Origin of the sequence: Balneola sp. EhC07 (genome assembly GCF_001650905.1) — a bacterium.
GTDB lineage: Bacteria > Bacteroidota > Rhodothermia > Balneolales > Balneolaceae > Balneola.
On sequence record NZ_LXYG01000017.1, the window covers coordinates 1 to 22,026 of the forward strand.

22 protein-coding genes and 1 pseudogene are annotated in these 22,026 nt (G+C 35.0%); 7 read left to right on the forward strand and 16 right to left on the reverse strand.

Annotated elements, in window-relative coordinates:
- The 9 genes and pseudogenes from A8B79_RS09075 to A8B79_RS09115 all read right to left on the reverse strand — a co-directional run.
- A pseudogene (locus A8B79_RS09075) lies at nt 1-437 on the reverse strand (hypothetical protein); the annotation flags it as partial.
- On the reverse strand, nt 434-1,501 hold the full coding sequence (locus tag A8B79_RS09080; protein WP_066221326.1) for a tail fiber protein: 1,068 nt from the start codon (nt 1,499-1,501) through the stop codon (nt 434-436). The pseudogene A8B79_RS09075 and the gene A8B79_RS09080, both read right to left, overlap by 4 nt.
- A 115-nt stretch (nt 1,502-1,616) precedes the next feature.
- Nucleotides 1,617-2,270: a prepilin peptidase gene (locus tag A8B79_RS09085; protein ID WP_066221329.1), complete on the reverse strand. Its 654-nt coding sequence runs from the start codon at nt 2,268-2,270 to the stop codon at nt 1,617-1,619.
- Nucleotides 2,271-2,276: 6 nt separating this feature from the next.
- Nucleotides 2,277-2,696 (reverse strand): type IV pilin protein, encoded by a 420-nt coding sequence (locus A8B79_RS09090; RefSeq protein ID WP_066221332.1) that lies wholly within the window; start codon nt 2,694-2,696, stop codon nt 2,277-2,279.
- Entirely contained in the window at nt 2,693-3,166 is a 474-nt protein-coding gene (locus A8B79_RS09095; RefSeq protein WP_066221335.1) for a hypothetical protein, read from the reverse strand. Before A8B79_RS09095 ends, A8B79_RS09090 begins: the two co-directional genes overlap by 4 nt.
- Nucleotides 3,163-3,708: a type 4a pilus biogenesis protein PilO gene (gene pilO / locus A8B79_RS09100; protein ID WP_066221337.1), complete on the reverse strand. Its 546-nt coding sequence runs from the start codon at nt 3,706-3,708 to the stop codon at nt 3,163-3,165. Before pilO ends, A8B79_RS09095 begins: the two co-directional genes overlap by 4 nt.
- On the reverse strand, nt 3,705-5,135 hold the full coding sequence (locus tag A8B79_RS09105) for a PilN domain-containing protein (RefSeq protein WP_066221340.1): 1,431 nt from the start codon (nt 5,133-5,135) through the stop codon (nt 3,705-3,707). The genes pilO and A8B79_RS09105 overlap by 4 nt, the downstream gene beginning before the upstream one ends.
- Before the next feature lie 4 nt (nt 5,136-5,139).
- Complete coding sequence (locus A8B79_RS09110; RefSeq protein WP_066221343.1) at nt 5,140-7,158, reverse strand: type II secretion system protein GspD; 2,019 nt, start codon at nt 7,156-7,158, stop codon at nt 5,140-5,142.
- 58 nt (nt 7,159-7,216) lie between these two features.
- Complete coding sequence (locus A8B79_RS09115; RefSeq protein ID WP_066221346.1) at nt 7,217-8,383, reverse strand: GspE/PulE family protein; 1,167 nt, start codon at nt 8,381-8,383, stop codon at nt 7,217-7,219.
- Nucleotides 8,384-8,758: 375 nt separating this feature from the next.
- Here A8B79_RS09115 and A8B79_RS09120 point away from each other — a divergent pair, with 375 nt between their 5' ends.
- Together A8B79_RS09120 and A8B79_RS09125 are read left to right on the forward strand one after the other, a co-directional pair.
- Nucleotides 8,759-9,907 carry a lipid A-modifier LpxR family protein gene (locus tag A8B79_RS09120; RefSeq protein WP_082894126.1) on the forward strand — a complete coding sequence of 383 codons (1,149 nt, stop codon included), beginning with the start codon at nt 8,759-8,761 and terminating at the stop codon, nt 9,905-9,907.
- Nucleotides 9,908-9,910: 3 nt separating this feature from the next.
- Nucleotides 9,911-10,771, forward strand: a complete 861-nt coding sequence (locus A8B79_RS09125) for a trypsin-like serine peptidase (RefSeq protein ID WP_066221352.1) — start codon at nt 9,911-9,913, stop codon at nt 10,769-10,771.
- A 750-nt stretch (nt 10,772-11,521) separates the two neighbouring features.
- On the opposite strand, the gene A8B79_RS09130 is transcribed toward A8B79_RS09125, so the two are convergent.
- From A8B79_RS09130 to A8B79_RS09150, 5 genes are all read right to left on the reverse strand, one after another.
- Nucleotides 11,522-12,313, reverse strand: coding sequence for an ABC transporter permease (locus A8B79_RS09130; RefSeq protein WP_066221356.1), 792 nt, complete (start codon nt 12,311-12,313; stop codon nt 11,522-11,524).
- The gene (locus A8B79_RS09135) at nt 12,300-13,067 is read right to left on the reverse strand and encodes an ABC transporter ATP-binding protein (RefSeq protein ID WP_066222831.1); all 768 of its coding nucleotides are present in this window, start codon (nt 13,065-13,067) and stop codon (nt 12,300-12,302) included. Before A8B79_RS09135 ends, A8B79_RS09130 begins: the two co-directional genes overlap by 14 nt.
- Nucleotides 13,057-14,415, reverse strand: coding sequence for a hypothetical protein (locus tag A8B79_RS09140; protein WP_066221359.1), 1,359 nt, complete (start codon nt 14,413-14,415; stop codon nt 13,057-13,059). Before A8B79_RS09140 ends, A8B79_RS09135 begins: the two co-directional genes overlap by 11 nt.
- A gap of 19 nt (nt 14,416-14,434) precedes the next feature.
- Nucleotides 14,435-15,406, reverse strand: a complete 972-nt coding sequence (locus A8B79_RS09145; protein ID WP_066221362.1) for an ABC transporter substrate-binding protein — start codon at nt 15,404-15,406, stop codon at nt 14,435-14,437.
- A 78-nt stretch (nt 15,407-15,484) separates the two neighbouring features.
- Nucleotides 15,485-16,075 carry a tyrosine-type recombinase/integrase gene (locus A8B79_RS09150; RefSeq protein WP_066221365.1) on the reverse strand — a complete coding sequence of 197 codons (591 nt, stop codon included), beginning with the start codon at nt 16,073-16,075 and terminating at the stop codon, nt 15,485-15,487.
- A 394-nt stretch (nt 16,076-16,469) separates the two neighbouring features.
- Between A8B79_RS09150 and A8B79_RS16035 the strand changes: the two genes are divergently transcribed.
- Nucleotides 16,470-16,661, forward strand: a complete 192-nt coding sequence (locus A8B79_RS16035) for a hypothetical protein (protein WP_153038406.1) — start codon at nt 16,470-16,472, stop codon at nt 16,659-16,661.
- A gap of 25 nt (nt 16,662-16,686) precedes the next feature.
- Here A8B79_RS16035 and A8B79_RS09155 read toward each other — a convergent pair whose 3' ends face one another.
- The gene (locus A8B79_RS09155) at nt 16,687-17,721 is read right to left on the reverse strand and encodes a CpXC domain-containing protein (protein WP_066221368.1); all 1,035 of its coding nucleotides are present in this window, start codon (nt 17,719-17,721) and stop codon (nt 16,687-16,689) included.
- A gap of 78 nt (nt 17,722-17,799) precedes the next feature.
- On the opposite strand from A8B79_RS09155, the gene A8B79_RS09160 reads away from it, so the two are divergent.
- Both A8B79_RS09160 and A8B79_RS09165 read left to right on the forward strand, forming a co-directional pair.
- Nucleotides 17,800-18,081: a helix-turn-helix domain-containing protein gene (locus A8B79_RS09160; protein WP_201118549.1), complete on the forward strand. Its 282-nt coding sequence runs from the start codon at nt 17,800-17,802 to the stop codon at nt 18,079-18,081.
- 39 nt (nt 18,082-18,120) lie between these two features.
- Entirely contained in the window at nt 18,121-18,582 is a 462-nt protein-coding gene (locus tag A8B79_RS09165) for a hypothetical protein (RefSeq protein WP_066221371.1), read from the forward strand.
- A gap of 8 nt (nt 18,583-18,590) precedes the next feature.
- Here the strand turns inward: A8B79_RS09165 and A8B79_RS09170 are convergent, their stop codons facing one another.
- Nucleotides 18,591-19,490 (reverse strand): DUF5655 domain-containing protein, encoded by a 900-nt coding sequence (locus A8B79_RS09170; RefSeq protein ID WP_066221374.1) that lies wholly within the window; start codon nt 19,488-19,490, stop codon nt 18,591-18,593.
- A 75-nt stretch (nt 19,491-19,565) separates the two neighbouring features.
- On the opposite strand from A8B79_RS09170, the gene A8B79_RS09175 reads away from it, so the two are divergent.
- Entirely contained in the window at nt 19,566-20,510 is a 945-nt protein-coding gene (locus A8B79_RS09175) for a hypothetical protein (protein WP_066221377.1), read from the forward strand.
- Nucleotide 20,511: 1 nt separating this feature from the next.
- Nucleotides 20,512-22,026, forward strand: coding sequence for a patatin-like phospholipase family protein (locus A8B79_RS09180; RefSeq protein ID WP_066221379.1), 1,515 nt, complete (start codon nt 20,512-20,514; stop codon nt 22,024-22,026).

Sequence of the window (22,026 nt, forward strand, 5' to 3'; positions counted from 1 at the left end):
GCATCGTTATCTACATTAAAGACCGAAATGCTTTGTGCTACATTGGAGTTAGATGAAATAGGAGTGATTTGAAGCCCTGTCCCATCAGATTCTATATGAAGCTTTGATTCCGGACTAATGGTTCCAATACCTACATTTCCATTATGTGTTAGTTTTAATAGAGACCCACTTGCATTCCCAAAATTGTAGCCACGTGAAATCGAATTATTGATAAAGTTTACTCCGTCATCATTAACACCGACATCTAATCTGTAGCCACTTGTATTTGAGCCGGTTAAAAACTTGAGGTTTTGACCTCCTTTCACTAGATGAAGTCGCGAACTAGGACTAGCAGTTCCAATTCCCACGTTGCCCGAAGCAGGAAACGTATTGGTTTGTGCTTGCAATACCGTAGTACAAAATAATGCTGTAATTATTATTCCAAATATCTTCTTCATCTTACTTCTCCTTTTTTTTCTAATTGTTCGATTCTTGTAATCAGTTCTTTATTTTTCTGCAGCACCCTCTCAATTAATTTCTGCTGAGATTGTAATTGCTGCTGTTGGATATTCAATGTTCCTTGTTGAATATTGTTACGTTCCTTCTCTTCCTCTAACACCTTATGTCTTTCATCTAGCTTTTTTTCCTGTTCAATCGCATGTAAAGTCAACTCCTCAATCTTCTTCAATAGCAGCATGTTCATCTTGCCAAGAGTTATTCCGTTCGCTTCCATTTCCTTAGCAGAAGGAATTTCAGGCAAGTGTTTGTTGACTTTAATGTAGGCTTCCAGATCTTTAAGAGTAGTGAGGTCATAATCTTCTTCAAATACATAATCCGGACCAGGCACATTCAAATCCACAATTACTTCTTCCGAATGGATTTTGCCTTTGACGGTGAGTTTTTGATCTGGAGTTGAAGTACCAACCCCTATTTTACCATCTTTATTAACAGATAAACCGTTATTTAATCCCACACCAGCAGTTATCTGCAGAGTATTACTTGCATCATCAATCCAAATTCTCTTGGTAATATTTCCAGTTTCAGTCCAAAGAACTATCCCATTATTCCCTCCCTCATGCCTTATTTGTATTCTGCCCACACCTTTATTTGTAAAACTTCCTAGTAATAATCTACTATTTGAATAAATATTTCCTGTTACTGATAGTTTTTCGCTTGGGTTTGAGTTGCCCACCCCTACGTTACCTCCATTTCGGTTCAGAATAATCTTGGTTGAAGTATCATATCCCAAATATAAATCCCCACCTCCAATGGCATCTATTATTCCCCCTTCAGTTCCATGCCAAATATTAATGTATCTAGAGCTTCCGTTACCATGACCATAAGTTCTAATTTGATTTCTACTCCCACCCGAAAAAATGTGAAGTTTGGAAAGTGGAGTAATAGTGCCAATCCCAACATTCCCTGTGGAATCGATTTTATTCGTCGCGGTTTGGGCTTGTATGTTAAGTGCCAAAAAAATGGAAAGTAAAAATACAATTATAATCTGGATTAGATTTTTCATGGTGGCGGTTTTTAATTTTGAAATAGCTATAAAAGTAAGATAGGCTGTTACCTATTCCTTACAGGAAACCAAGAAAGAATAAATCATCTTACTGAGAACTCTTTTCTTAAAATTTCTAAAACGAAAGTAGTTGAAACAAATCAGAAAAAGAAATATCTGGCGCTAAATAATTGATAAATAATGCCAAGAAAACAAAAGGAGCGAAAGGAATTCTCGATTTTCGATTCAATTTTTTGAATAAAACCCCGATCAAAGCAAATACTCCTCCTAATACCACCGCTATGTAAAGTACCCACAAAAATTCCCATCCCAGAAACAAAGCGAGGAGCGAAATCAGCTTTAGATCCCCCAAACCGAATGCCTTTTTTCCTAAAACCTGTACCATTAAATAGTAGACCAAACCACCTAGTACAAGCACAGATAGCAAAGCGACAATTGGTTCGTATTCGCTTACAATCAGAACATTCAAAAGGGCAATTATTGAACCTACTACCAGCAATTTGTTTGGAATAATGTAGCTGTATGTATCCACACAAGCGCCGAAGAAAAGAATTACCACAAAAATAAAATACAACCACTCTGTGCTAGACTCGGGAGTAAAAATAAAAGAGAGTACAAGAACTAAAATGATACACGTAATATTCCATGTCCATTTTGCTTTTTCGGAAGGTAGTTCATTTATATTTTTTGAAAGCCATGAAGGCTTAAAAAAGCAAAGATAACCTCCTAATAATCCTAAAAAAACCGCTATTAAACCTGTTAGTAGCAATATGGACTAGTCGGGAACCACTTGCTCAACTTTACCTTCTTCATCAACTTGCCACTTGTTGTAGACACCATCTCCATCAAAATCAATGATAGAAGTAGCTGTTGCAATATAGCTTTGGGGGCCGGCTGATTCCACTTCTATGGTATATCTTGCCTTGCCTCCTTCGGTAATCATTTTTTCTTGCTCAAAACCAAGAGCACTAAATTCTAACGAATACGTATCATTCTCTAAGTGGTATACCCTCTGCAGTGTATGAAGAAAGCTCAACTGCGTTTTTGCTTCTGTAGTTTTTGCTCGAGTAGTTACATTTTGATAAATAGGTACAGCAATCATTATAAGTATCCCAATAATTGCCAGCACAATAAGCAGCTCGGTAAGTGAAAAACCGTCTTCGTCTCTTATAAATGGTTGTATGAATTTTCTCATTGATCTGTACTATTTAATGTTAAAATGAATCTTCTGTTTTGGCTTGATAATATCACAGAGTCGCGAGTAACTTGAATAATATATGAACTCAATAAACTATCTCCCTTTGCTACAAAATAACTTTCGCCTCCGGAATCTGTAATTATTGCGGTTTCACCAATGATTCCATTTAGCGACAACTGCGGTAATTGAAATGGTTTTTCTTCTTGTTTACTTACTTCTTTTTTGATAGGAGTTTCAACTACTCTTCTATTTGGATTAAAAGGATCTCTGGATGTTTCTTTGTATTTATATGTGCTTGAAGTAGGCATCACTAAATCTTCAAGTGAAACTTCACGTATATCTCTATTCACTATTTCATTCGATGGGCTTAATATTTCAGAAAAGTTAATGAAATTTACTCCCCAAACTCCAAGAACTATTATTATGAGTAGGCCCTTACCTAATGTTGTTTCCAAAAACTCTTTCATTCTACTCCATTTTGCATGGTTAGCTCAAACGTTATGGTGCTCTCTAACATTGAGCCCATAGCAGGATTACTTTCTATACTCATTCTCTGTAAGTTAATTAAGTAATCCCCTTGCTCAACCCGATTAATAAATCGAGCCAGATTGTGGTATTCTGACCGAAGCTCTAAAGAGAACTCCTTTTTTAACTGATTTCCAATTGAAATACTTTCTGAGGGTTCAATCTTGCTAATGCTAACATTGGAAGATTTTGCTGTAGTAAACAAAGAACTTACTACAGATGAAAATTCCTGTTCTTTTGGTAAACCCACATAGATCGTTTGCATACTTGCATTGAGTACATGTTGTTTTTCGTTTAACTCCTCAAGCTGATCACCCCAGTCCCCAACTAACTCTAAGCTTTCTTTTTGAATGCTATAAACCTGATATTTTTCGAGTGTTAAAGCTACGTAAGGCAGTACTACATATATAATCAGCAGTATACAGGTAGTAAAAACTGCTATACTTGCTACTCTCCATAAATATATGTTTATGTTTTCGCTCATGATTCAAAAAAAGCTCTCAATTCAAAACTTAGAATTCCTACAGATTGATTATTTTGAGCCCGTGCCCCGTTTTCGATATTTCCGGAGGATATCAAACGAACATCGCTAATTACATCACTAAGTTCCAGCTTGCGCATTAGCTCGGTAACAGCATTCGCTTGGTTTGCCTCACCTTCAATAACTATTTCGTATCCAGATCCCTCTTTTTGGACTTCAATACTGGTTAACCAACTATTTGATGAAACTACTTTGTTTATCTCTCCAAAAATTCTTGCCGAATTTATTCTTTGCTCAATAAGTTTTTTTACCTGACTATAATCTTGATAGGTACTCATTAATTGTTCTCTTTTCTCTACTACCAATTCTAGATTATCGGAGATCTTCTCAGTAATTTGATTAGTTTCCCTAAGTTGATATTCCAGATAAGAACTTACAGAATACAATATCAGCATGATCAAGATTAAAGGCACAGCCAATAAAATCGATGCCTTGACAGCCCCCTTTTTTTCGAACTGTATTAATGACTTTTCTTGTTGATCATGTGAAATAAAATTAAAACTATCCAGACCATCATAGAAAGATTTGATACTTATACCTAGAGATGTAATCTGTTCAGCATTAAGTTGTTCTTTCTTTAGATATTCCGGCTTAAAGAACACTACATTGCTTTCAGTGCCTTGTGCCAAAAAATCTTTCTTAGCATACTCAGGAACCCAAATGGAGTGAAGGGATTCCTCTTTATTAAGATTCATTTTTTCAGTTTGGGCAAAAGATTGAGTTTCTTTTATAATCCTCTCAACTCCATCATTTAAACCTACCTCAAGTACAAAAAAATTGCATATAAGACCGCTACTGAAACAACTCAAATAACTACGATTATCCTCAGGAAGGATAACAAAAGAGAGATCTTCTACGAAATCTTTATTCTTAATTTGAGTGTACGCGGCTTCAAAACAACCCGTAAACACATAGTTAAGATAAAGCCCTGCTTCTAACAAAATCTGTTCAAGACGGTATATACTTTTTGTATCTACTACCTGAAACAAGCATCTTGAAAAGTCTTCGTCAATATTAAAAATGTGTGATTTTATACTTACATGCTTTCCATAATCTATTAGGATTTCTTTTTCTCTATTTTTTACCCAGGTATTCTTTCTGTCTTCTTCGTCAAAAAAAGGGATCTCTTCTGAACTTGAGTGTAGCAAAAAATTAGTATTCGATACTGCTATTTTAAAAACATCAGCGCTAAGATGGCTCTTTACTTCTTCTATACTATCCCTTAAACCAATATCCGAATTGTTATGAGTAAAAGAACCCGAAGACTTTATACTTATCGAGTTCCCAATTTTACTAGCCTCAACCCATCTGAGAGTTCTATCCGAGACTTCGATACCTATAGTTGTATTGTTTAGGTAAGGAATGTTCATATAGCTAGTTATCTTTATCTATGCTCAGGTCAAGATCTTTTCTTAGTTCTCTCCATCTGCTTTCATCTGTTCCATCACCATAAAACACGTGGGGTGTAATAAATATTACAAGTTCAGATTTAACCAAACTGGTACTCTTATTTCTAAACAATCTTCCTAAAAGAGGTATACTTCCCAGAATAGGAACTTTGTTAATATTCTCAGTTTCAGATTCCTGTATTAATCCTCCTAAAATAATTGTTTCTCCATCTTTAAGCCTTACAGTCGAATCCAGAATTCTGCTATTAATAGTAGGTGGAACATCAGCATTAAATCCTCCAACAGGTGTATTAAACTCCGGATGGATTTCTGCTGTTACTTCACCTGAAGCACTAACATAAGGGGTAATTTCCAAAGATACATTAGCTTCAATTTCTTCAAATCTTTGCGTTTCTTGAGTTACAATTTGATTTGGAGATTGAAGTGGGGTAGTTGTTGTAAGTAAGAAGTATTGTGTAGTCCCCACCTCGATACTAGCTGTATATCCATTAAGGGTAGAAATTTGTGGTCTCGATCTAATATTTACTATTCCATCCTGATCCAATGCTTGGATTCTAAAGAAGAAATCGCCTGGTAGTTTGCCAAGATTAGCTATCCCAAAAAGATTACCCCCCGATGAAAAAGCGTTGTTTACATCATCACCACTTCCTTGTGCTGAAAACCCACCTTGCTGATTGCTACCTTGACCAAAAAAAGCGGTGAATGGATTGTTAATATAACTAGAGTCAGGTGCCGCTCCCTGTGCAAGCGATAATCCTAATTGATACATATCAGAAGTTCGAACATCAACAACCAATGCTTCAATTAATATTTGAGGACTTGGGTAATCAATCTGATCTATGAAATTTTCGAGCTCAAGAATTATATCATTTGTCCCGATTACCATTAAACCGTTTTGCTCTTTAACTACTTGTATTGATGCTCCTTGTTTTACCGATTCTGGTATCAATTCAATAACAACATCGGAACGGATATGCTTCAATCGAATTAATTTATTCGATGCAATTCCACTCGTAGCTTTATCACCAATAATATAGATCTCTCCTTCTTTCCTATATGTAAATGAAGTTCCTCTAAATAAATAGTTAAGAGTCTGATCAATGGTTAGGTTATTTGTCTTAGCAGTAATTTGATTTTCCGGTAAACCATAGGTAATCATACTAGCATCTGTTTGATAACCAATTTCTCTAATAATATCTACGATACTGGCGTCCACTACATCCATAGATATATTGTTTTGTTCATCTATTGAAACCCAAAAAGTAGACGTTGTATTTCCGCCGACTTCGTTTGACCTAAAACCGATCCTGTCGACAATATAGACCCCATCTTTCTCCCTCAGGGAGAATCCATTGTTAGATAAAATTGTATTTAAACCAGTTTCAAATTCAATATTCTGCAAATATCCACTTACTGTTCCTCTTACTCCATTTCGGACAATAATATTCTGCTTAGTTACTTGCGATAATCTCTTTGTAAATACCCCAAGATCAATATTGTTTAATTCGATATTCAGGATTCCGTTCTCAAATGATATTTCGGGTTCGTTTACTTCAGGAACTGGTTCCGATGCGACATACTCTCTTACCCGAAAAATTTGTCCTGACTGAACTAAGCTTAGATCATTATCCTGACAAATTATTATTAATGCTTCAATTATTGCAACGTTACTCAAGCTTAGTGTAATTCTCTTACTAAGACGGTTATCTACAATAATATTTAATCCATAAGCTCGTCCGAATCCTCTTAAGAAATCTCGGGCATCAATATTTTTAGTATCGATATCTTCAGTTTTTTCAAAAGAGTTAGTAGGGAGATAGTTAAAATTGACTTGAACTTTATTTGTATCAATGATCGATTTTAAATATTCGATTTGTTTTAGTGAATCAACCGCAGAACTATCTACTCTGACTTCTTGTGCCTTTATATCAAAACTTAAAATTATGAGAACAGCTAAAATTAACCCTTTTCTCGCTTGTTGCATATTATTTACTTTTTTCTTTCACAGAATAGAAAATTTTTATTGAACTTACACATATAGTTTAAAGTGAAGTCTCCCTATATACTTCTTCAATTGTGGTAAGCCCCTTCGTCATTTTTTCAATTCCCATCTCATGTAATGTTTTCATTCCAGAAGAAATACCTTTTGCTTTAATATCAGAGTAGTCAGCGTTTTTTGAAATTTTATCCGCAATCCCATCATCAATCATTAACAATTCTATAAGTGCTGTTCTCCCTTTATATCCTGTTCCGTTACACTTTTCACACCCTTTTCCTTTGTAAAAGGTAAAACCCTCTTCTAGCTCTAAATCTTTTATCATACTACTTACGGGGGTATACGAAATTTTACAATTTTGGCAAATTTTACGAACAAGGCGCTGAGCAATAACCATTCGTACTGAAGAAGAAACCAAAAAGGGCTCCATACCCATTTCAACGAGTCTTGATACTGCAGAAGAGGCATCATTGGTATGTAATGTTGAAAATACTAAGTGACCTGTAAGAGCTGCTCTTATCGCAATTTCTGCTGTTTCTTTGTCTCTTATCTCTCCGACCATTATTATATTTGGATCTTGCCGTAGTATTGATCGGAGGATGTTTACAAAGGACAGGTCAATTTCTTCATGTACCTGCGTTTGGTTAATGCCTTCTAGGTTATACTCAATAGGGTCCTCAATGGTAGTAATATTTACCTGCTCGGAATTGATTTCATTTAGCGCAGAATATAAAGTAGTTGTCTTTCCCGATCCTGTAGGACCTGTTACCAAAATCATTCCGTAAGGTTTGTGAATTTCACTTCTAAAAGCGGATAATTCGTCGTTGGAAAACCCAAGTGACTCCAAGCTCAACTCCAGAGTCCCTTTGTCTAAAATTCTTAACACAACTTTTTCTCCATATTGAGTAGGAAGCGTAGACACTCGCAGATCAATATCCTGTCCTTGTTTTGCTCTTATTTTAATACGTCCATCCTGAGGGCGGCGCTTTTCTGCAATATCTAACTCAGCCATAATCTTCAGCCGTGAAGTAACCGCATCTTTCTGGGATAACTGCAGCTCTGTAATCTCTTGAAGAACACCATCAATTCGAAATCGCAATCGATACTTCTTTTCAAAAGGCTCCAGATGAATATCACTTGCACCCGCTTCAATAGCAGCTTGAATGATTTGATCTACCTGTGTTATAACTGAGCCTGAGAATTGTGTTTGCATAGCTGTTATTAATATTGAATCGAACTATACTACAAATTAATAATTATATAAAGATAAAAATTTATGCTTTGCATTCTGTAAGTAACTTAAATTGTATTCTTATTTTGCTAGTTGTTTATTTCCTCAAAGAAAAAAGCTCATATCCAACCTAACTAAGCAAATAATACTCTTTCAAGGGCATATATTGCATTGTAAAATATTTACGCAACACTTCCATACCAATGATTCCCCATTGATATCAAATCTATTCACTGATTTTTTATTTAGTCAAATCTTCAATACCAAAATCATTTGATCTTATAGAAAAATAATAAACTTGATATTCTAGGATATTTAGTTTTAATTCACTAAAAAGCAAGGATTTGGATGGGTTAAATGAAAGCAATTATACTGTTTATATGTTTTGCAATAACAGCAGTGACAGTTAAGGCACAAACCTGTACCGATCAATATAGATTACTTAGTGATTGGTCCTTTACTATGGATAATGACACTTTTACTCATTTTATTGGGCTGGGTTTTCTCAATGAAGATCGTAACTATACTCAGGGAGGAGAGATCGCATTAAACTCACCCAGATTGGGTTGCTCTATACGTAATCTTATTGAAAGATGGAATTGGCACACAAAAATACATAATCATCGATCTTCTTTGTCCTTTCAAGAGCCTACAAAAATTTTTCTTAGATACTCTGCCTTCACACCAGACGACCTTAGGAAAATGAACCCAGTCATTGGAGACCGTCCTTACTCTTCTGTGGTATGGCTCGGATTGAATTTCAACTGGCTGGATCAAAAGCTATATACTAAACAATCTTGGGAATTCAACATTGGGGCAATCGGAATTCCAAAAATTGCTGAAAGCATTCAAACCGCCATTCATAAACCTCAGAATGAACATAATACCAAACCACCTTACAACCCAGAGGGATGGGATAATCAAATCTCTCATGGAGGTGAATTAACTGTTCTATTATCTTATTCAAGAAAAAAGCTTATTACTAAAAATGCTATAGAAACAGAGGCTCTTAATAATGATCTTAATAAAGGAAAATTTAAAAGCCAATTAGTCCGAACAATCCATCTTGATGTTGGCCATATTCTACAAGGTGGTTTTGGTCTTGAGTTCCGGCTTGGAAAACTGGATCTACGGAATTGGCATTTCAATCCTTCCAGAAATACTGACGCAATAACAGTCGCACCCGGTTCATTTGGAAAAAAAATTAAATATTTCAATCGAAAGAGAATTCGTGAAATTTATTTTTATGGTGACCTCAGAGCCTCTGTACTTCTATATAACGGATCACTTCATGGTCAATTCCGTAGCTCCAACTACACATTGCCATGGAGAGAAACTGGCTTTGTTTATGGCTCATCGAGAATAGGATTTATGCTTAAAGGAAAAGATTTTCTTTTTAGTCCATATGTTGCAATGAAATCCCCAGAATTCTGGAATAAAAACTCAAGAGTTCACACTTGGGCAGGCTTTACTATCAATCGTACATTTTGTTTATCAAAGGAGTAACCTATGAGTATACTTAAGCTTAATTCTGAAGAATCAATTACTCTATTGAACGCTGAAAATGAAGCTGCATTTCTTGCAAAATACATTCAAAACAAAGAACAATGGAATACAGAAATTGACACCTCTGAAATTCCTAAATTTAAAGATTTAAAAACTTTAGCTCCGGCAACTTCATCAGGAAATATTCCATCTACCGTTCCTTCAAACTGGATCTTAAGAGCACCATATAGATTTATTTGTAAGCTAATCATACATTACCCAGGCTATTCTTTTGGAGGCAGTGGAGTTTTGATCTCACCACAACATATCCTCACCGCTGCTCATTGTATTCTGCCACAGTATGAAGATAGATATCCCAATCATATCAATGTTTACCCAGCTCTAAGTGGTACAACTGCTCATGTAGGCAGCCAATCATCGACACACTATTTTGTTCCTGACACCTGGGAAGACCATAGGGGGACTAATTTTGGTCGTGAGTATGACTTTGGACTGATAGAGTTACCTGATACTCATTTATATCAACGGTTACGAGGTCATTTTCATCTATATGAACTGGATGACCATGATGATGTAAGCCGGTTAAGTGTTTTTTCAGGGGGGTATAAAGATTTAGAAGCTGACTACTCTGAATCTCCTTTTGGCAACCAATTTATGAGCCAAGGAAGAATTATTAAAGTGTACAACAAGAGTATTTCTTTTACTAATCAACTTGTGTTTGGGTTAAGTGGCAGTCCCTTATTTTTTATCGATAATGATGAATATTACACGATAGCAGTTTGTGCGTATGGATATAGTGAAAACTTTGGTCCAAAAGTACGACACGAAATGTACGAGCTTATAAAGCGATGGATTGAAAAATAGCTAAAGATTAGAGGCTTTAACCTTTTTGATTTAGTAGTACACTTTATTATATCATTAGATATGATAATTGCTAATTGCCTTAGCACTACTTCATCCAGCTTCTACTGATTCTAAACCAGATAGTGAAGTGTGTAATAAGGTCCTTGTGTCCCATTACAAACTGTTGCAATTATATCATTTCCTTAAGATCGGCACACCTTTTCACAGAATGTATTCCGGAATTAATGAGTAGATACATTTTCATAAATACCATTTTCACTGAAAGCCTTTTTAAGGATTATCCCTGCCAAAGAAAATAAAGCCAATCGTACGCATTATGTTCCGCTGTCTTCTTTTACTTTATCTAGTATTGAATATTGAACGAATGAAAAGTATTAATGTAGAAATTGATTTTGTATTTGAATCGACAGCTAAGAAGGGGAGACCTATTAAGTGTCTTCAGCATGCCGCTAAAAGAGTTCGGGAATCATCAGAAGTATACCGACTACCGCATCCATGATTTACGCCGAACCGCAGCAAATTTTATGGCAAAGGATTGAGTCAATAGAACTGTATTAGGACAAAGTTATAAATCATAAAGGTCTTGCCGGGGACAGTAAAATCACATCCATTTACGACCGTCATGATTATATGGTTGAAAAGCAAAATGCTTTTGAAAGATGGAGGCTAACAATCCAAAGAGTTCTTGACAAGAACTCCACGATTGCAAAAAATATTATTTTTTAATTAGTACTAAATATTTTTCGGCACTTAATTCTTCAGAGCCTTAGGTACACTTATCAGTTGTATAATACTATGTCTTTTCGACTCAATTTTCCCAGCTATGAAATCAAAAATAAAAGCAAGTAAGATTATCCCGATGGCTGCAGCTAAAGCTTTCGGAACATTGTATAATCCCGTTGCCCTTAATATTAGTCTTCCCAGTCCATTTTCTGAACTTATAAATTCTCCAATAAAAGCACCTAAAAGTGCAAAACCGATATTCAATCTCAATGAATTTAACACCCATTCAATTGAACCTGGAAGTACTACTTTAAAGAATTTACTTCTTTTGTCAGCTCCATATATTTCTAATAAGTCTAAGAATTGATTCGATACTAATGTAGCTCCTTTATGAGCATTTGTTAATGCAATAAAGAAAGTTGATAAGAAGGCAAGTACAACCTTCATCCAAAACCCTATACCAAACCATACAACTAATAATGGTGCAAAAGCAAAAACAGGAATTGATCCCATTACTATTATGAAGGGTTTCATCACTTTTGAAGTAAATTCGGAATACCACAACAAAAGCCCACATGTTGTTCCTAAACTTGTGCCTATAAGGAACCCTACTAGGGCCTCAGACCCTGTCAAAAAAAAATGATAGAAAAAATTTTCATTTATGATTAATGCAACCAATTCTTGGCCCACGGAGGATGGTGAACCTAACAAAAACTTAAATTGATTAAATTGAGATGCCAATATTTCCCATAAGACACCTACTAGAACTATCAAAAGAACCTGCATCGAGAAAACCCTTTTCCCTTTAGTGAAATCCATTTTCAAGTATCTCCCATATCTTGCTAAATAATTTATTAAATTCAGGAGCTTGTCGACATTTTACTGCATCTTCTGCTCCTTCAGATAAACTTGAATCAATTATATCTACTATCTCACCTGGTTTTTTTGACATTACAGCTACCCTATCACCCAAAAAGATTGCTTCCTCAATATTATGAGTTACAAAAATTGTAGTTACCCCTTGTACTTTAGCCTTGTTTTTGAATTTTGTGTTAAGATCCAACCTTGTAACAAAATCTATTGAAGAGAATGGTTCATCACATAATAAAATCCTTGGTGAACTTGCCAAAGCCCTTATTACCGATGCTCTTTGAGCTTCTCCCCCTGATACCTGATTAGGTAGTTTATCTTGAAGGCCATTTAATTTAAAGCTGCTAATCAAGTCAGAGATTAAACCTTTTGTTGAGGGGGTTATCGATTTTTTTATTTCGAGGCCTAATGCCATATTCTGATACAAAGTTCGCCATGGAATCAATAATGACTCTTGAGGTATATAAGCTATACCTGAGCTCCTTCTTTCCTCATTTATGTGATAAGTGCCTTGGTAATCCTTAATTTTGTTAACGAGAATTTTTAATAGTGTGCTCTTTCCACATCCACTTGGTCCTACAATACAGAAAAACTCTCCCCTCTTAACCTGAAAGTTCAACTCGTTTAAAACTACAATATCTTCATTTCTTCCTTTATATGATTTTGATAACCCTGCAATTGTAATATCGTATTCATTTTTCATTGACATGCCTGCTTAGATTTAAGACAAATAATTCTGAAGCAAAGCTAATCGAAAGAACGGTTACCAATAATTGACTGAAACTTTCTGAAAACGGGAACAGTGAAATAATCAGAATAGATGCTATTACACTAAATAAACTATAATGGATATAACAAAAAGTTAAGTTTTGCCTTAAATCGAAATAGTCTATAATCTTCTCTGATATATATATTCCAGCTCCTATAACAGCTGGCACAAATGTGAAAACCTTTAGATACGCCTTGTTAATTGAGACTGATACCAACAGCCCAATTAATGCTAAAGCAATACTACCTGTTAGTACGCCTAACAATAATTTCTCTTTTTTATTACTAATGATCGATCCATCTGTATTTACACCTCTTTTAAAAGCATTATCCAGACGAATGCTTATAGGCTTTATTTTCTCTTCATAAAAAGCTTCAAATTGTAAAATCTGATCGTTGGTTACCTTTTTATTTCTTGCGTCAGAACTTACTATGCATTTTTTTACCCATTGAGCTTTTGTAATTTTTGCTGAGGCTGGAAATAAACTACTTTCATTTGCTCTTTGCAATGCACTCGAAGCCAACTCCTCATGAGTATTTTCAAATCTTCTTGAAGCAACCTTTACTACTCTTTCATCATCAAATACACATAGAGTTATTGCTTTTTGAAGTGCGGCCACTATTGCCTCAATAATATCGAAATCTTGTTCAATTACATCACTTCTTGTTAGTAGAGCTGTAGTCAAAATATTGTGATATTCTGGAGTGTTACTAATGTCCAAATCAATTCTGAATTCTTGATCTTTATTTTCTTTAACAAGTGCATCAATCCATACTATATCGTTTGAAAGAACTAATACAGAATCATCATCACTATGTTCTCTTAATGCTACTAACTCTTGTTTCGAGCCAACTGACTTTATATTAGGTTTTTTATTTGCTGATGTATAAATACGATTTGCAATCTCATAAGAAGTTGTCCCTTTCTTAAATGCTATTATCTTATCATACCTTGCTAAATCTTGTAATGTTCGACTATTATATTTTCCATGATTAACAGCCCAAAAAGCGGTGTTATTAACTAATGCCATTATCGGAATTGGACGGAATGAAGCCTTATTATTATCATAAAGAACTCCGCTTGGATCACAGACAGCGAACTTAACTTTTTCAGGGTTACTCATCAAATCATCTAACGCCCCTTCATCAGTCCTTTCCACAGAGGATCTTACGTTAACCTTTACATTAGGAGGAAGTAGGTCAAAAAAATTATATTCCTGACAAACATATAAAGGGAGATACAGAAAATGTGATGCCATTTGAACGATTTCTATTTCTCTCATTTTACTCAGTTTTAAAAGATTACTCTTTGCATTCAGAAATAGCTACTTCTGAAAAAGAGTTGTCAATCAGTTCTAAGTAATTTTTTCCCCTCGGCAAGTCACCAACATCTTGCCTCAGATCTATAGCACTTACCCACGCAGAGTCAGATATCACACCGGTTTTAGGTATAATTTCTTCTTCTAAAATGCGCGCCAATGCTAACTTTGATACTGTAGTATCAAGCTCTGTGAAACGTTTGTTCAAAATTAATACGGTACTATCAGGATTACTATATATGAAATCCATACTCTGTTGAAGTGAACAAGTAATCCTTTTTACTAAATCTGGATTATCTGAAGCTGTTTTAGGTAATGTTGTCAATCCAGTAATCGCAAATTCACCATATAACTCTTTCATTGAATATATTACATGAGCTCCATTTGCGGTTGCTTGAGAAACATTTGGCTCCAACTCTAAAGCAATGTCAACCTGATTCGCATTTAGCATGGCTAATAAAGTACCTGGAGTTCCCTCTCTGATTTTTGGCTCTAATCCCGACTCAAGAAACATATCCTTCTGAAGCGTATATGCTGTTGAAGGAGACGGGAAAGTAGCTATCGTGTAGTCTTTTAAATCAGCTGGATCATGTATTTCTGGTATCTCGTCAGAATACGATACACCCCAAAACGGAACCCCATTTACTATATTTGCTACAACTAATCCCTCTTGACCCCTTTCCTTGGCAATAGCAATAAATGTTGGGTCTGCAATACCAAATTGTGCTTGTCCACTTAGGACCGCCGACCATGTAAGCTCATCCCCTCCCGTGTTTACAATACTTACGTCAATATTATTTTTCTCAAAGTATCCCTTATCAATCGCTATATATAATGGAGCGTATAGATAAAAGTCACCAAACTGTGCAATTACAATTTTATCTTTATCACTTATTGATTTGCAAGACAAACTCGTAAGTAATGTAAGGCCCAGTAATACCCTTAATCCCTTCATATCCCTAATTTTTTTTTGTATAGGCTTAAAAAGAATAATTTTTATTTAAAATTCAAATTAATTTTTGAATCTATACCTCTATATGATATTTAGTACGACTTCATCCAACCTCTCCTGATTCTGCGCCAAATAATGAAGGGTAGTCACTGGGTCTTTATGTCCCATAACAAACTGAGTAGCCACAATATCATTTCCGGAGGAACGATACACTTTTTCACAAAATGTCTTTCTCAATGAGTGAGTAGAAACGTTTTCATAGATTCCATTTTCGATAAAGGCATTCTTAAGAATTCTCCAAGCTTGAACAGATGAGATAGGATTATTTACCCCCTTCCTGGATTGAAAAGCGTAACAAGTTAGATTGAAGTGACCCTTTGATAATAATACTTCCCTATAACTTTCAAGCACCTCTTTCAATTTAGGATGTATAGGAATTGCTCTTGGATTTTTGCCACCCTTCATATTTTTTGGCTTGATGTAAATTCTTTCATTTACCTCGCCATTCGGCGCATAAAGATCTGACAGCTTCAAGCTGAGCACCTCCCTGATACGATATCCCGCCCACCTCTGAATGGAAAACATTGCTAAGTTTCGAAGTTTCTTCCTTTTTGAGAAGTAAGATTCTATCAATTCATACTCTTCATCAGTTAACTTTCTCATACCTGCCATGATTTCTCCTATATTTTTTTGAAGGGTTTTTAAATTACCTCAAGCGGACTTACCCTCACCATTGGATGATTACAAATCCGGGAGTCCCACTTTTTGGGTTATACCCCATTTCAAATAACCGAATGGGGCCCCCTTTTTGAATCCTTAGAATACTATGGGTTTCTATTAATTTCTACACGAATGTAAACTTTTACTTAAAAGCTTACATTCAAACCTCCATTTTGAGCTCTTTAGGATACTTTATGCTTTAACTGGAAAAACCTTATGTGATTTCAGGTCTTGAGCCATAAATAACCTCTTAAAAACATCGAATCCAGTTATGGATTTGTGGGTTTTGTTCTTACTACTCGGTTTCAGTCGTACTGGCTGAAATATTGAATACTGTTATATCAGCTTGCTTACCAAAAAGGTTATTCTACGAGGTCGAAAGACGTATAAATGGCTGGATTCCAGAACCTCAATTTTTGCAAACGTGTTTACTTTCGTGATCTTTAAAAGTGACCTTTTTGAGATCGTAAGAGATACGGATTTTCCAAAAAACTCCAGTTTCTTGTTTTATTGCAAACCGGAAACTCATAAAGCATAATCTCTATATACTAAACTCTTCCTATCTAAGGTATTTTTACTCCTATCTCTCCTAAAAGAGTCTCTACTCTATCTTGGTTAATTACTAGCCAATCATGCTTATCTTTATTTAACCTTTTTTTCATAAGGGATATCAGATATCTCCTTTGCTCTGCATGTTTCCTCATTGAATACAAAATTGAATCACTTTGATTAATTGAATTCTTAAATACTAAGCTCTGACCTTTTATAATATTCGATCGTTTATGTGAATAAACTAAAGAACTATTTTTCTTTGATTCACTGCTACTGTGAATAATGTGCTTTGCAAGCTCAACCTCAATGTCGTCTAGGTCATCTCTAAAAATTCTCACCTTCTCAATTAACTCATTCTGGCTTCTAACTTTTCTATAGTTAAAGCCTTCAAATAATTCCTCAAAATAATCTTTTGTGACTGTCTTCATTTCGTGGGATATATCTGAAAGTGAGTCCTTTAAAAGAATAACTGCCGGGTTGTACTCTATATCAAAATATATCATATCATAGTATACAGAGTGAACTTTATCACATCTCATACACTTTGATCTAAAGAATCTACCTTCGTTTAGGCCTGATTTTAAGTTCGCGTCTGAGGTTCCGTTAAGAACATGCCAAGCAGCAAAAGACATACTTGATTTACAAAAAGGGCAGTTGGTCTTATAGTGCTTAACCATTGTCGCATACTTGTCATCAATATTGCTCAGTATTGGACCATCTTCTATAATGATGTTATCTAAAACCAGTTCTTTGACAAGTTCTTTTGAAGACTCGGTATAGGTAGGAGGTATGTCTGATATACCAAATTCTGGGTAATAAGTGTTTATTATATAATAAAAAGCCCACTCTGCTACACTTTTATCAATTGCTGAATCTTGCAATTTGGATATAAGAGCTCCAAAATCTCGAATAGTTATTTCACTTATATAGTGATCTGTAAACAAGAGTTCAAAATCACTATTCCTTGACCCAATTCCACAATTATCACAAGGTACTAATAGTCCCTTCTTTATATTTCCACATTTTGTACACAGAGCAACCGTCATAATTATTTATCAATCTTGTTTGTCCTTGTTCTCTCGATCAAGTAGGAGTAAAATATACACAATTTTGTATGGCATACCATGTCGTTTTGGATTGGTAATAAGCTTTACTTCTCCTCAATGTTGGGAGATAAAGAACAAATAGAAAAAGCATTTGGACAGGTAATCAAAGAATTACGGAAGTCTCAAAACCTGTCTCAGGCAATGCTTGCTGAATTAGGGGACTTTCAGCGTACTTTTATTTCTGATCTGGAGAGGGGGGTGTATCAACCTACTTTGTATTCAATTTTTCGGTTAGGAGGTGCACTAGGGATTTCACCTCATGAGATTCTTAAGAGGGTAGAGGAAAAAATAAGAGATTAGCTTATACTTTTATCAACAATTAATTTCACTAAGGGAGAGATGAGTAAACTAATTCTTGATATGGATCCCCGATGGGAGGGTTATATAAATGAGTACACCCAAGAAGCTTTTGAAAAGCTTTCAAGAGATCTTACGAATACACACGATAAAGTTCCTAAGCCTGTAAAAAGACACCTAAAAAGAGTGGAGAGTTTGCTTTTCCTTAAATCTGTAAACTATGAACTTCAAGATGTTGCAGAATTCTATTGTTATACTATTCTCGAATGGTCTTTAAGAGATTTACATCGCAAAACAGAAGGAAAAAACAAACAGAATTTACGCCCTTTGTTAATATGGGCCACAGAAAAAAAGTTAGTTAGTTTAGATACAAATAAAATTGAGTTTATCTGTGACTGTAGAAATGGCTTCGCTCATTTAAATTCGGAAGAAGATCTTCAGGGAATTTTAGCGACTGATATGATCCAATTTGTAGTTGGATTAATTAATGAGATGTATCAATAAGTTTTAAGTTAGCTCATATTATAACTCATAAGAATCAGGTCTTCAGCTTTTCGAAGATCATCGTGCGAACGAATTGTTATTTCTAAATCACCAGTACCCAAGTGACCTATATTTCGAACATCCCTGGTAAACCCCTCTTCTAATTCAATGTCATCCGGACTTACTTTCACATTTAATAAAAGCTTGTTGCTTTGAGTATATATTTCAACACAGGCAAAGTTTTTTATTCGCTTGAAAGCAAAGTAATATTTAAGGGTTTTCTCCTGAACATCATCTCCTAGAGATAACATGTAGCTACGTAAGTCTGCATAAAGATTTGTTAGTTCCTCGCTCGCATCTTCCAAATAACTTGATACTGTTTTATAATTAGCTTTTGTTGATGACGGAGAGGCTGATGATTTCGCTTCAGCTATATTTACAAGTTCTAAAAGCAGCAGATTGTCTTCAAACTTGATGTATCTAATTAATTCAATATTTCGGTTCATTTGCTTTACAGCATGTTCATCAAATTTTGTGAACGCACCTGCAATGCATAACAACCGCGGGTTATTCCAGTCAATACTGTCAGAGTGATCCTTACCAAATTTCTTTAAAACAAGGAGTTCAAACTCTGCCTGATGATCCATTAGCCAATCCAAATAAAATAGCCCCTGATTGATTACATTTTCATCTCTGTGGCGTTTGTACTCTATAATTACCGGACTGCCATTCTCATCAATCCCTAAAGTATCTATTCTACCACCGTGATTAACACCGGTTGAATATTCTGTTTCCAGAAATCTTACACCTAGGTAATCTTCTAAATTTAATTCAATTTGAGACTGAAGACTTTTTTCAATGTTTGCAGTACCACCTGTGAGCTCAGTTACTTTGTTATCGTTTATACGAAAAAGTTTTATGTCTGACATAAATAGTTATTCTTTACTATTATCCATGCTAATGTAATTGTTTTATTTGAATTAATTCGTAATGTTCATTTTTAAATGATTGATTCTATACTTAGCATATTTTCGGATTATATTGGCTCTTTTCTAAAAGGTGCTGTGAATCGTATTAGATTCTATTCGAATAAATTATTGAATCGCTCTGAACCTTACACCAAAGATGAAGCTTTGGAATATGCCTATGCAGTGATTTCCGGAAACATAGTTCAAGTAAGTTCATTCAGAAATTTTTCTACTGGTAATATCTACATTGCTGTAAAAGCTAAAGAGAAGAAAGGCGAGTATTTTTTCAAATTAATCCTTCTTAAAAAAGTTGGAAGTACATTTATAAGAGATTGGGAGCACGAACTAATAAGCTTTACTGAAGACTTTGAAGTCATTGACCTGCAAAAATCTGGAGAATATTTTATACTGTTTATAGAAAACTCGTTTGGCTCAGGCGCTGGAACAAAGACCCTATACGCTTTTAGCTCTTCTACTAAAAAATTATTTAAAATCATTGAACATCACGATTGGTCGGATATGACTCGAGTATATACCCCGTCTATTGAACTGAGTCCACGGGATGTCGATCAAAAACTACTGAAAAATTTGGAGCAGTATGCTTCAATGAATGACATGTTAAAAGAAATGCGCGTCGACTTCTCCAACCCTAAACATGCCGTACGAAATTGGCATAGATTAAATGGTTCAATTACAGAAGGCGATGTAGAGCTTTGCTTTTACGATGGCCGTCCAACTTATGGGAGCTCTCCAACTGAAGTAGTACATTATGATGACATTGAATGGATTGGGTATTTCAAAGGGCCACTCTGTGGTTATCTAAAAAAGAGGGATGAGCACTTTATCGCCTATTCTCCAGGCTGGACTTATGATTGGCCACAGGACCTAAAAATGAAAGGTAATGGCATTCAATTTACTTCCGGTAAACATACACTATCTTTTGAATTGAACGGAAATAAAGGAAACTTAAATAATATCTAGTTTGTCTTTCTTCAAAAATATCGCATTATCCCTTTCGGGCGGTGGGTATAGAGCCGCCACCTATCATTTTGGTGTTCTATCTTGTCTTCATAAAGTTGGTTTATTGGATAAAGTCTCAATGATATCGTCTGTATCTGGAGGAAGCATTACTACATTAAAATATGCAAGTACCTTAGCAGAAGGTTTGGATTTCGAAAGCTTTTCAAAGGAATTAGAAGAGTTTTTAACTGAACGTAATTTAGTGAATGATGCAATTGGATTATTAGGAACTCCTACTTCTAAACGAATGCTCCAAAAGCATACGTTAATCAGTGCGTTTAGCGAGCTATACCATCGATATTTATTTAGCAAAGGATCAAAAAAGTTCAATGTTTTTTGGAATAGCAATTTTAAAAACTGCCATGTAAAAGAATTAGCTATCAATGCTACTGAATTTTATAGTGGTAATAGTTTTCGTTTTACTAAGAGTCAAAGCAAGGGTGCAATAATCGGTAATAAACACCTCAGAATTTATTATTCAGATGCTCAAAAACTTAGACTTGGCGATATATTAGCTGCATCCTCTTGTTTCCCAGCAGGTTTTGAACCCATTGACCTTTTGAACGATTTTGTGATTTCAAAACCCTTAGATAGAGACTATAAAAATCTATGGCAGGTTGAATCACTATACCTTATGGACGGGGGTATTTATGACAACCAAGGACTTGAAGCCATAAAACTTTCAATTGATCGGGGAAACTGGTATGACATGATTATTATTTCGGATACTGACAGGGATAAAGAATATCCGTTATATGCACCTTCAAATAACTCTATTAAATTTCCAAAATGGACTCTTAAAAAAACTCTCTCAATTATATTGCGGCTTCTGGTACTAATCTATTTTCTAATTGTAATAGGTGCTTCAACAATTTTAAATTTGTTACTCCCACTTGATCTCATTATTGGATCTTTTTTATTAATCTCTATCGGACTTTTCTCAGGTTTAAAACAAACCAAAAAAATCATTAAACAGCATATTAATAGGAAATTAACAAAGCAATTTAGTCAACCTTTAGATTTAGAGAAGCTTTCATTACTAAAGGTTTTCAGTATAATTGATTCTATTTATATAAGAGCTCACTCCTTAGTCTCCCTTACGAATACCATTTTTATGAAGCGTATTCGGTCTTTAGTATATACTAGCACCTACGAAGCGCCGGGGCTTGGGAGAAGAACTGTTGATAATTTAATCTATAGCATTAATGACACTGCAATAATTGATGGTTTTCATATCACCGATTTAATGTTAAAAAAGGTTGATACAGCCAAGTCAATGTCTACAACTCTCTGGTTTACTGATGATGATCAAACTCAATACAACGCACTAAAAGATACTGGTGAATTTACTACTGCATATAAACTAATAAAACATATCGATAAAATATCAATTAGACTTGGTAAGTCTAAAAAAAAGGAGTTAGATCAAATTAGAAATAAACTTTTCACAATCTGGCTTTCACATTGCAAACAATAA